The following is a 12156-nucleotide window of genomic DNA, read 5'->3' on the forward strand; positions in this document are numbered from 1 at the left end:
ATATTCGTGATTTTTTAAATCCATTATTTTTTTTGGCACTTCCGCATGGTCCTTGTGGCTATTTAGCCAAATAATATTGATAATCAATAACAAAACAAATGAAAGTATTAGTAATTGGAGCAGGAAACATGGGTTTAACTTATTCCGAAGGAATGGCGACCTCGCCTTTATTGGGAAAATACAAGCTTAACATCTATGACACTGACCCCAAAAAAATTACAACATTACAGAAAGACCCAAAATTCAAGGTGTATGACAATCTGGAAGATTGCCTACCCAATGCAGACCTGGTTTTTATAGCCGTAAAGCCATATCACAGTGAAGCGCTTTTTGAGCAAATGAAACCAATGATCAATGACAGCCAAATATTTGTATCCCTAATGGCTGGTGTTACCATTGATTTTATCAAAGAACATCTAGGGATCTCAAAAGTGGTGAGAACCATGCCAAACCTTCCTGCCAAAGTAGGGAAAGGCGTTACCTCCTACACCGAATCTGAAGCAGTTTCGAAAGTAGAATTGATACTTGTAAGAAACCTTTTGGACACCACGGGAACATCCGTTCACGTAGATTCTGAAAAATATATAGATGCCTCTACTGGTATTTCAGGAAGTGGACCAGCCTATGTATTTTATTTTATGCAGTCCATGCTGGAGGCTGCTCAAAAAATGGGCTTTTCAGATTACGATTCCAAAGTTTTGGTGAGCAACACATTTGAGGGTGCAATCGAACTTTTCAATCAGTCTAATTTGTCCCCTGAAGGATGGATTGACCGGGTAGCTTCCCAAGGAGGCACTACCCAAGCAGCTATTGATTCTATGGAAGACAATAATGTAAAACAATTGATACAAGATGCCGCCTATGCAGCATTTAATCGTGCAATTGAATTAGGAAAGGAGCATTAAGATGGAAGATATAAAAAGAGTCGTTGTAAAAGTAGGAACCAATGTTCTCACCAACAAAGACAATAGAATTTTAGGCCCAATTTTAAGAGAATTGGTTCGCCAAATTTCGGTATTATATGAACGTGACATCATGGTTATCTTGGTATCATCAGGATCTGCCATTGCAGGAAAAGAGGTTTTAGGAGATACCAAAATCTCAGAACCCTCTATCAGGCGCCAAGTATATTCCTCCGTTGGGCAACCACGAATGATGCGTCATTACTATAATTTATTTAATGATTACGGAATGCGTTGTGCCCAAGTTTTGGCAACCAAACGGGATTTTGATCCAGGAAAACACAGAGAGAATATGATCAACTGCTATGAAGGGTTGCTCTCCGAAGGTGTGATTCCTATCGCCAATGAAGATGATGCTGTATCCTTGACCATGTCCATGTTTACAGACAATGATGAATTGGCAAGCTTGGTGGCCGAACTTTTGGATGCTGATAGACTGATTATTCTTTCGGACACCGATGGATTGTATACAGGGCATCCTGATGATGAAAACTCTAAAAAATTAAATGAGGTTACTGTAGACCAAGACGTAGAAAAATACGTCAAGGCCTCCAATAAAAAAGAAGGTGAAGGCCGAGGAGGCATGGCTTCAAAATTGCGAATTGCCAAGGGCACTGCCAAGAAAGACATTCCCACATACATTGCCAATGGTAAACGTGAAAATGTGATAGTCGATATTATAGACGACAAAGAAGTGGGAACAAAATTCATTCATTAAAAACAAAACACATGAAACTTTTAAGTTCTGATATAAAAAACAAAGTTCTCGATTCAATGATTACAATTATTGACAGGAAACGTGAACAAATTTTGGAAGCCAACAAGAAAGACCTTGATGCTTTCAACAAAGATGACCAAGCCCTTTATGATCGTTTGGTAGTAGACAACCACAAAATAAATGGCATGATAAAAGCCATACAGGAGGTAAGAAACCAAGAAGATCCGGTTGGCAAAACCATATCTGACCTCACTTTGGAAAGTGGCTTAAAAATAACCAATAAAACGGCTCCCTTTGGAACCATTTTAATCATTTATGAATCCAGACCAGATGTTACCATTGAGGCCGCTGTTTTGGCATTTAAAGCCAATAACAAGATCCTACTTAAAGGAGGAAAAGAAGCCCTTCATAGTAATATGGTATTGGAGCAATGTTGGCATGAAGCCTTGGAGGAAAATGGTCTGAGCAAAGACTGGATCAAGTTACTGCATTTACAACGAGAGGAAACAAGAGAATTTCTGAAAAATCCAACAGAAAAATTAGACTTGATTGTTCCCAGAGGAGGTGAACGCCTCATTAAGTTTGTGAAAGATCACGCTACCTGTGCAGTTCTGGTAAGCGGTAGAGGAAACAACTTTTTGTATGTCGCAAAAGATGCCGACTGGAACAAAACAATTAAGGTGATAGTTAATGCCAAGACTAATAAAATTTCGGGATGTAATGCCTTGGATAAAGTGCTTATCGACAAACACATTCCTGACTACGAAAATAAATTGTCAGAACTCCAAAAAGTCCTTTCAAGCTTAAATGTAGATATCGTTGCTGACGAAAACATCGCAAAAGTAATTGACAGTTCATCCATTGTACCAAGTGAAGAAACTTGGTATGAAGAATTTTTAGCCCTTAAGATTCTTTTGGCTGAAGTTGATAATGAAGAAGAAGCCATTGAAATGATCAACAAATATTCCGGTGGACATTCAGCAGCAATTTTAACTGAAAGCAATGAAAATGCAGCTAAATTCATGGAACAAGTTGACAGCGCTGCGGTATACCATAATGCCTCTACCAGATTTACCGATGGAGGACAAATGGGGGTTGGTGCCGAATTGGCTATTAGTACAGATAAGCTACATCACAGAGGGCCATTAGGACTCAAACAATTGGTTACAAACAAATACTATGTCTTTGGAGATGGGCATATAAGAGAATAGAATACAATCTTATCATTTCTCATGCTTAGCCCCAATGTAATATTGGGGCTTTTAATTTCATTTATTTATAAATCAAATAATTACTAATGTTAAACCCTCTTTAAAATTTGCATTTCTAGTTTTTTTTATTACATTAATAGTTATGATTTATACAGACAAAGACAAATATTCAGAATTTTTAAATGATTCGGTTGATTACCTAAAGCAACATGGTTTCGTCAACATTAAAGCCGACCTAGCGGGATATGAATCCCCAAAGTCCTACGCCAAAGTAGGAAGTGACATCGTGATAACTCCAGACATCGTTGCAGAAAAAGAAGGCCGAAAACATATCTTTGATATTGGGCTAAAATCTTCCAAACCCAATTTGTTAAAGTCCAAATGGTTATTCTTGAACACACTCAGCAACCTTAAATCACACAGATTCAGATTAATCACCACAAGAGGACACTATAAATTTACCAACGAAATGCTGGACGCCATCAACCTTAACGATAAAAAGTTGATAAAAATTTAAATCCTTGTAACATTTTATCGGGAACTTACGTATAACCACTTAGCAACTTTAAATTCACGCTTTAATTAGAGGATCTTAAATGAGACAACTTAAAATTACCAAGCAGGTTACCAATAGAGAAACTGCTTCATTAGACAAGTATTTGCAGGAGATAGGAAAGGTAGATTTGATTACTGCCGATGAAGAAGTAGAATTGGCTCAGCGCATCAAAGCAGGCGACCAAGTAGCTTTGGAAAAATTAACAAAAGCCAATTTGCGTTTTGTGGTTTCCGTAGCCAAGCAATATCAAAACCAAGGGTTAACCTTGCCCGATTTGATCAACGAAGGTAATTTAGGATTAATAAAAGCAGCTCAAAGATTTGATGAAACCAGAGGTTTCAAATTTATTTCTTATGCTGTATGGTGGATTCGTCAATCAATCCTTCAGGCTTTGGCCGAGCAATCAAGAATTGTTCGTTTGCCTTTGAACAAAATTGGTTCCATCAATAAAATCAACAAGACATTTGCATTTTTGGAGCAAAGTCACGAACGTCCACCAAGTGCAGAGGAAATTGCCAAAGAATTGGACATGACCATCAATGACGTTAAGGAATCTATGAAGAACTCTGGTCGTCACGTAAGTATGGATGCACCGTTGGTTGAAGGTGAAGATTCTAACCTTTATGACGTATTGCGAAGTGGAGAATCCCCAAACCCAGATAAAGATTTGTTGCACGAATCTTTACGCACAGAAATTGAGCGCGCTTTGGAAACCCTTACGCCACGTGAAGCAGATGTAATTCGTTTATACTTTGGATTGGGAGATCAGCACCCAATGACTTTGGAAGAAATCGGTGAAACTTTTGATTTAACGAGAGAGAGAGTCCGTCAAATTAAAGAAAAAGCAATTCGTAGGTTGAAACATACCTCACGAAGCAAAATATTGAAAACATATTTAGGTTAGTAATTAGTTATAATTACGACTAAATTACGGTAACTAACAGTTACACATAACTGTTCGTTTTTTGATTGATGAAAGAACCCCCGGCTGATTACCGGGGGTTTATTTTTTTGACTACTTTTGCAAAAACTTTTATACACGTTAAAATCATGAGTTCTAAATTAATAGCGCCGTCTGTTTTGGCAGCCGATTTCGCCAATTTGCAGAGAGATATTGAAATGGTGAATAGCAGTGATGCCGATTGGTTTCATATTGATATTATGGATGGTGTCTTTGTCCCAAATATTTCCTTTGGAATGCCAGTTTTGGAGGCCATTGCAAAACACGCAAACAAAACAATCGATGTTCATTTAATGATTGTCGATCCAGATAGATACATTAAAACTTTCGCCAAATTGGGTGCTAATAACCTTACCGTTCATTATGAAGCTTGTACACATTTACACAGAACACTTCAAGCTATTAAAGCAGAAGGGATGAAAGCGGGAGTAGCTTTAAACCCCCATACAAATATCAATGTTTTAGAAGACACTATTAATGATATCGATTTGGTATGCATCATGAGTGTGAACCCTGGTTTTGGAGGTCAGAGTTTCATTGAAAACACCTACTCAAAAGTTAAGCAATTAAAAGACTTGATTCTGAGTAAAGGAGCGAATACAAAAATTGAAATTGACGGAGGTGTTACCAGTAAAAATGCAAAAGCACTAATTGATGCTGGAGCAGATGTCCTGGTGGCTGGTAGTTTTGTTTTTAAAAGCGATGATCCTTTATTTACAATTGAAAACTTAAAAAAAATAGCAAACGGTTAAAATCAAATTAATATTATTAACGTTACAATCCAAAGCTTCTATTTTTTAAATAACTTCATTCTAGCCAAAGTTTTAGGAAGATTTATGTAATTTACCAAAGAGATTACAATTTTTACCATTTTTAAAAATAAATAGTTACCTTTATTCCTGCTTTTTACAGATTTTTAATACACTAGCAAACTAAAGCATAATGAAAAAATTTACCACTATTTTATTTCTATTTATTGGAATTTTTACTGCAAAATCTCAAATAATGCGAGGCACAGCCTATGACCATTGGGCAGTAAGTGTGGGAATCAACTTCGTTGATAATGATGGAGAACGCTTTAAAAGCCCATTCAAAACCAAAGACTGGAACACCGATTTACCTATTATGTTTGGAGTTGAACGTAAATGGAGTGAATTATTTGGTACTGAATTAGCTGTTTCCTTAAACAAGATTAGTGCAAGCAATCAACAAGATTATCTTAAAATAGACAAAAACTACGTTTATTTTGCACTGGACATCAACGGTAAGTTTTTCTTTGACCATTTAATTTATCAATCTCCATTTAACGATTGGTTTGAATCCTATGCTATTTTAGGGGTAGGCGCTCCATTTTTTGAAAATGACAGTAACGTCACTTTAAATACAGGTTTGGGATTTAACTTTTGGTTTGACAAGCAGTTTGGAATTCGCATACAAACAGTTGGAAAGTTTGCTGCCGACACACAACCTATTAATAGTAATCATATACAACATTCTTTAACGTTTTTATACCTTTGGCATTAGAAAGAAAAAGAGAGTATTCCATAAAAAAGCCTTCTATAAAATAATAGAAGGCTTTTTTATGGAATACATATATTTTAATTGAACAAAACTCATTTACTTAACCTTCACTAAATATGCGATAATCCATACAAATCAAACTCAATAGCAATGTGCTTTACAACTTTCATAGTCTCATCTTATAATCATTATATCTTTATCAATAAGATGTTTGCAAAAATTCCAATTTAGCGAATTTAGCAACAAAACTTGTATACCACACTTTTCAAATTCGCGAAAAAATGCGCTTATACCAAGACAACTTTTCATTATAGGCTTCATAACCATACCCGTAGCCATAATTATAACCATACCCTTTTGACTTTAAGCTCCCAACACCATTGAGAACATAATTAACATTTTTAAGCTTTCTATCTCTATTCAATTCTTTGGAAAACTGCAAAATATTCTTATCAGTATAATTGGACCTAGCAACATATAAAGTAGCATCAGAAAATTGAGAAATTAACAAAGTATCTGTTACCAATAAGGTAGGAGCTGTATCTATTACTATATAATCATAATCCGATTTCAAATCTGCCAGCAGACTTTCAAAACGACCATTGACAAATAATTCTGAAGGATTTGGAGGAATGGTACCGGCTAACAGTACACTGAAATTTACATTATTGACTAATGGAGGATGAACAATAAGATCTTTATAGTTTAATTCTAAATCAAACAAGTAATCGGATAAACCTTTATCAGTTTTTCTTAACCTTAAATTATTGTGCAATTGTGGGTTTCTTAAATCAGCGCCTATTAACAATACTCGGTAATTAACACTTGCAAAAGCAAGCGCTAAATTAGTAGCTACAAAGGTCTTCCCTTCCCCTTTAATTGTGGAAGTAACATATACAACTTTACCAGATTTTTCTTTATCCCCAAGAACATAATTTACATTTGTAGTCAAAATCCTAAAAGATTCAGCCAAAACACTCTTATCATGAGCATTTAAAAACAATTTTTGATCTTCCACCAATGGAATTTCACCAATAACCGAAATTTCTGGCACCTCGTGTTCCAACTGTGACTTTCCATGTATTTTGGTATCAAAATAATTTAAGCCATAAATAATTCCAAAGGGGACCAACAAGCCTGCCAAAATGGCCATGATGTATATTTTGTTTCTATCAGGAGAAATGGGGCCCGAAGTAGTCGCATTATCCAAAACCTTAATGGAATCTGCGGTAATGGCAAAATTAATAGCCGCTTCCTCACGCTTTTGAAGCAAAAACAAATACAAAGTCTCTTTAATCGTTTGCTGACGCTCAATGGCTCTTAATAGCGTTTCCTTACCTGGCACACTAGCTACCATCCCTTTTGCCATAAGCTCTCTTTGCTTAAATTGAGCTTCTGTTACTTTTAGCTGATCTAAATAATTATCGATGGACGCATTCAAGTTGTCCCGTATTTTTAACAAATTTTCCTCGAGACCTACAACTACAGGATTTTCATCTCCAGCACTTTGTATCAAATTATCCCGCTCCTGAACCAAGATATTGTATTGAGCAATCAAACTATTGGCACTAGAATTCTCAAGACCAATACTTTCCGGCAATAAGTTAAACTCTGGATCCGACATTAAAGACTCCTTTAAAAATTGCGCCAACGCTTTTTGAGTTTCCAAATCAAATACTAGCTGATCAGAGGTCATCATCCTCCCCATACTATACCCTGCATCCGCTTCAATAGAAATCAAATCATGATTCACCTTAAAATCCTCTTTTACCTTTTCAATGGAATCCAATTCTGTAGCCAAAAACACAAAACGATCATCTACGAAATCCATGGTGCGTTTATGTACCAATTGGCGATCCTGAATCCCATCTAAATTAAATTGCTCAACTACTTTGTTAATAATATCTTCTGATTTTTTCCTATTAGTGCCATTCAAACTAATCGTTAAGATATCGCCACTGGTATTATGCTTGGCTATTTGTAACTGCCCAGCTAAGCCTCTCGCAACGCCATTAACCGATCCAAACCAAATTCTATAGATATCCCCAACCTTTTTTCCCATTTCAAACTCTGATGTCGGAATAATTGAGAAAGGAAGCCCCTTGTTTCCAGCATTAACAACATAACCTTCTAAGTTAAAATCCGAATACTTTTCCTGTTCATTGGTAATCAAGTAGCCTTCTTTTAATACCTCAATGATAAATGACAGTCCCACCAAAGAGAAATCCGGTTTTTCCACAACTTTAAAAGGAGCGGGCCATAATTCAGTATCCCGAAATTTTCCTATTTGAGTATAAGTCGTGGTTAAATTCAAATCTTCCACCACTTTAGTCAATAAGCGCTTAGATTTAATGAGCTCCATATCGTTGTCAAGATTGATCGAAGAGCGATTAAACACAAATGAAGACGACGGCAATTCCAAGCCTTTACCTTCATCCAAAACGCGAATCTTGGCGGTTGTCCTAAAAGTATCTGGCGTATATCTAGAATAAAAATAAGCGGCCAAAACGCCCACAGCAATTGAAAGTAAAAACCAAGGCCAATGGCTAAGGTATTTACCCAATTCTTCTTTGATATCAAACTTAAAATCGTTATTAGGTATTTGTGAAGTTGTATTTGTCATGTAATGCTTATCTAGAGAGTAACAATGCAAGGCTAATGGAAAAAGAAATGATGCCCAATAAGGCCCCAAGATCCCCAATAATCCCAGCTTTTTTTACTGCGGAATAATTTTGGTCCACCACAATAACATCATTTTGTTTGATATAATAATAAGGACTATTGAACCAATCTGTAGAGGTCATGTCTATATGAGCCACTTCTCGTACACCAGAAATTTCCCGTATTACCACGATATCCTCTCGTACCCCTTTGATTGTTAAATCACCTGCCATTCCTAGAGCTTGTGTTAGGGTAATACTTTGTTCAATAAAACTGTACATCCCAGGAGACTTTACTTCCCCCAACACTGTGAATTTACCATTAATAATTCTTACGCTAACTGTTGGCATTTTTAAATGCCCTCCTTCAACTAGCAAATTAGTAATGTGTTTCTCCAATTCAGTAGTCGTTTTATCACGAACATCAATGTATCCCAATATGGGAAACAAAATTGCATAATCGCTAGACACTAAATAAGCATCCAAATTGGCTTGATTTGAGTTTCCTCCTCCAGATTGCGTACCTGAATTCGCTCTTTTATTATATGGCTCTGCCGCGACAGGATCTAAAGCACTAACGTTTATTTTCAACAAATCATTTACTTGAATAGTACTGGTTGGATATTCTAGAGATTTAGCAACCTCATCCACATCTTGAAAGTATAACACCTGTTTTTTGGTTGCACAGGAAGACATAAGCAAACAAAGGATAATCCCTTTGAGAAGTAGTTTCATCTAGTACTGTTTAGAATTATTAGGAAATGACAAACCTTTTGAGTTAATCGGATAATTATTTTCACAAACAAATATACCTACAATTTCAATACGTACCAAACGATAAGCTAGATAGAAAATATCGATATTATACGCTAAGATAATTTGAATTTCAACTTGATTTGCCCCTTAATCTTTATCAGTCGTAATCGCATAATACTCATAAAAGCAAGTGTACCCAAACTCACCAACAAAACCAACTGCCAACCAATAGGCAAGAACATAACATTTACCGCAATAATAACTATCATTAATGATGTAAAAGATATAATAAAAGTAGTTTGCCAATGCTTAAATCCATTGTTTATGATGCGATGATGAATATGGTTATTATCTGGTTGAAAAGGACTTGTCTTTAAAATAAACATTCGTATGCAGAATACTCTAAAGGTATCAAACAATGGAAAAAACAATATCGCTAAAGCTATTACTGGAGCAGAACTACTGAAAGAGTTGGTTTCCTGTATTTGACTATACCAAATAAAGTTTACTGCCTGAAAAGCTAATAAAAAACCAATAATCATGGATCCAGTATCTCCCATAAATATCTTTTGTCGGCTAGAAAAATTATGTCTCAAGAAAGGCACCAAAGCTCCAACAGTGATGAAGGCAATAGCTGCCAAAACAAACTGCTCAGTAATACAGAAAAATATCCCAAAACATGTACTGGCCAGCAATCCAATACACCCCGCCAATCCATCAATGCCATCGATTAGATTATATGCATTGATTATCAACACATAGACAAATAGTGTAAACAAAACAGACACTACATAAGGCAACTCTCCTATATCAATAATCCCAGAAAAGTTCATGATTCTTATATCCGTAATCAATATCACGACTAAAGAACTAAATATTTGTCCAACAAACTTTTTTCGTGGAGACAGCACCAATAAATCGTCCTTAATTCCCAAAAAGAATAAGACTATCAACCCTGCTAGAAGCGTCAAAATCTTATTGTCATACAACATACTACCCAATAAGGAAAGCACAACAGAAATCCCCAAAAATATTCCTACACCTCCAAGTGTTGGGATGCCTTTATTGTGTACACTTCTAACCCCAGGTTCGTCAACTAAGTGTTTCGTCTTAGCCACGTGAATCACTACTGGTAATGCAGAAAATGAAATAACAAATGCCAAAAAACTAGGCACCAGCAACCATAAGTACACATAATCGCCCCTAAAAAAATTGTAAATAATCGGATTCATGGTTGTTAAGATAATTGTTAATAGCTGTAATCAGGATAACAAAAATACAACTTTCAAATTATTAACCTTTACATTTCATCTAGAATAACTGTTTTTTTATAATTATTTAATATTCAGCCACATATTGAATAATTATATCAATTTTAACCATAAAAAAAAGCAAAAAACTCATTCTCACTCTTTTTTAAAATCCGATATCAAAATTGTTAAAAAACTTAATTATCAAACTGTTAATAAATCCATTTTTAATAAAAACTTTTTGGAAACAGCTTTTTAAGACTTCCTAAAAAACTGAGGGATTTTCGAAAAATTCTTAAGCACTAAAGACCATAGCGGATAATCTAAATGATTTCTTTTCAAAGCAATATAATCCTCGTTAGACTTAGTGATAATGTTCTTTAAACTTCTATTGCTTGCGCCTCCAACCCTCATTTTTGTTATCACTTCAGGCAAAAATTTAAATCGTAGCGACTCATCACTAAAAACACGAAGCATCATATCGTAATCTGCTGCGATTTTGAACTTGGTATTAAATAAACCTAGTTTGTCGTAAACTTCCTTTTTTAAAAATACTGTTGGATGCGCGGGCATCCATCCACGGTTCAAAAGTTTTTTAGTAAATGGCAAGCTTTTCCAATGCCTTACAATTTTGTTGGAATCCTTTGAATTTACATAATCCAAATTACCATAAACTCCCTCAACCTTGCCTTTACTAAATTCTTTAACAATATTCTTGATTGTGTTTTCTGAATTAAAGAAATCATCTGAATGTAGAAAACCAACGATATCTCCCGTTGCTACTTTAATTCCTTTATTCAAGGCATCATAAATCCCGTTATCAGGTTCTGAAATCACAATAATGTCACTATATCGTTGTTTATAAGCATTAACAACAGACAAGGTATAATCTGAAGAATTACCATCAATAATAATATACTCAATATTGGGATAATCTTGAGACAATACTGATTTTATACACCCCTCAATAGTTGCTTCACTATTATAGGTAGCTGTAATAATGGATACTTTCATTTACTCTGTTATTCTGTTTCTGACTAATACAGCAGGGTTGCCCTGATAAATCCTAAAAGCCTCCAAATCTTTTGTCGCTACAGAATTTACAGAAAGGACAGAATGGTTTTTCAATACAACCCCTGGACACACAACTGATTTAGCCCCTATCCAAGCGCCATTTTTAACAGTGATACCTCCAATGATCAAATCAAAAGTAGATTTTTTATAATTGTGGTTTCCACATAACAACATAGCTCCCTGAGAAATACATACGTGACTTCCAATATTCACATCGGCTAAATTATCAATCCACACCTTCTCTCCTATCCAAGAAAAATCACCAATTGACAACTTCCATGGATATTTAATATTAACACCTGGTTTAATCACAACCCCTTTGCCTACTTGTGCTCCAAAGCACTTTAAAAAGAACACCTTTAAACCCGAAGACGGATTTAAAGGATTCTCAAAAAACAATACATTAATAAAATACCAACTCAGCCGTTTCAAAGAACCTCCTGGTCGATACCAATCGTTATTGTATGTTGACAAGTCAGTTTTCAAA

At 35.5% G+C, this 12156-nt stretch carries 12 protein-coding genes; 7 read left to right on the top strand and 5 right to left on the bottom strand.

Annotation, left to right across the window (positions count from 1 at the left end):
• The first annotated feature begins 98 nt into the window (after nucleotides 1–98).
• From proC to BKM32_RS01505, 7 genes are all read left to right on the top strand, one after another.
• On the top strand, nucleotides 99–905 hold the full coding sequence (proC, locus tag BKM32_RS01475) for a pyrroline-5-carboxylate reductase (protein WP_076662244.1): 807 nt from the start codon (nucleotides 99–101) through the stop codon (nucleotides 903–905).
• A 1-nt stretch (nucleotide 906) separates the two neighbouring features.
• On the top strand, nucleotides 907–1680 hold the full coding sequence (proB, locus tag BKM32_RS01480) for a glutamate 5-kinase (RefSeq protein WP_053976052.1): 774 nt from the start codon (nucleotides 907–909) through the stop codon (nucleotides 1678–1680).
• An 11-nt stretch (nucleotides 1681–1691) separates the two neighbouring features.
• The gene (locus BKM32_RS01485) at nucleotides 1692–2891 is read left to right on the top strand and encodes a glutamate-5-semialdehyde dehydrogenase (RefSeq protein WP_076662245.1); all 1200 of its coding nucleotides are present in this window, start codon (nucleotides 1692–1694) and stop codon (nucleotides 2889–2891) included.
• Between the two features lie 142 nt (nucleotides 2892–3033).
• Nucleotides 3034–3408, top strand: coding sequence for a hypothetical protein (locus tag BKM32_RS01490; protein ID WP_076662246.1), 375 nt, complete (start codon nucleotides 3034–3036; stop codon nucleotides 3406–3408).
• A 79-nt stretch (nucleotides 3409–3487) separates the two neighbouring features.
• On the top strand, nucleotides 3488–4351 hold the full coding sequence (locus BKM32_RS01495) for an RNA polymerase sigma factor RpoD/SigA (RefSeq protein ID WP_053976055.1): 864 nt from the start codon (nucleotides 3488–3490) through the stop codon (nucleotides 4349–4351).
• A gap of 146 nt (nucleotides 4352–4497) precedes the next feature.
• Entirely contained in the window at nucleotides 4498–5160 is a 663-nt protein-coding gene (gene rpe / locus BKM32_RS01500; RefSeq protein ID WP_076663019.1) for a ribulose-phosphate 3-epimerase, read from the top strand.
• Between the two features lie 190 nt (nucleotides 5161–5350).
• Nucleotides 5351–5932 carry a hypothetical protein gene (locus BKM32_RS01505; RefSeq protein ID WP_053976056.1) on the top strand — a complete coding sequence of 194 codons (582 nt, stop codon included), beginning with the start codon at nucleotides 5351–5353 and terminating at the stop codon, nucleotides 5930–5932.
• Between the two features lie 262 nt (nucleotides 5933–6194).
• On the opposite strand, the gene BKM32_RS01510 is transcribed toward BKM32_RS01505, so the two are convergent.
• The 5 genes from BKM32_RS01510 to BKM32_RS01530 form a co-directional block, all read right to left on the bottom strand.
• On the bottom strand, nucleotides 6195–8552 hold the full coding sequence (locus BKM32_RS01510; RefSeq protein WP_076662247.1) for a tyrosine-protein kinase: 2358 nt from the start codon (nucleotides 8550–8552) through the stop codon (nucleotides 6195–6197).
• Between the two features lie 7 nt (nucleotides 8553–8559).
• Complete coding sequence (locus BKM32_RS01515; protein WP_076662248.1) at nucleotides 8560–9324, bottom strand: polysaccharide biosynthesis/export family protein; 765 nt, start codon at nucleotides 9322–9324, stop codon at nucleotides 8560–8562.
• 134 nt (nucleotides 9325–9458) lie between these two features.
• A complete protein-coding gene (locus tag BKM32_RS01520; RefSeq protein ID WP_076662249.1) occupies nucleotides 9459–10577 on the bottom strand; it encodes a glycosyltransferase family 4 protein in 1119 nt (372 codons plus the stop codon).
• Between the two features lie 273 nt (nucleotides 10578–10850).
• Nucleotides 10851–11609, bottom strand: coding sequence for a glycosyltransferase family 2 protein (locus BKM32_RS01525; RefSeq protein WP_076662250.1), 759 nt, complete (start codon nucleotides 11607–11609; stop codon nucleotides 10851–10853).
• The gene (locus tag BKM32_RS01530; protein ID WP_076662251.1) at nucleotides 11610–12155 is read right to left on the bottom strand and encodes a WcaF family extracellular polysaccharide biosynthesis acetyltransferase; all 546 of its coding nucleotides are present in this window, start codon (nucleotides 12153–12155) and stop codon (nucleotides 11610–11612) included. It abuts the gene before it with no gap.
• Nucleotide 12156: the final 1 nt, after the last annotated feature.

Origin of the sequence: Mangrovimonas sp. DI 80 (genome assembly GCF_001975575.1) — a bacterium.
Classification (GTDB): Bacteria; Bacteroidota; Bacteroidia; order Flavobacteriales; family Flavobacteriaceae; genus Mangrovimonas_A; species Mangrovimonas_A xylaniphaga.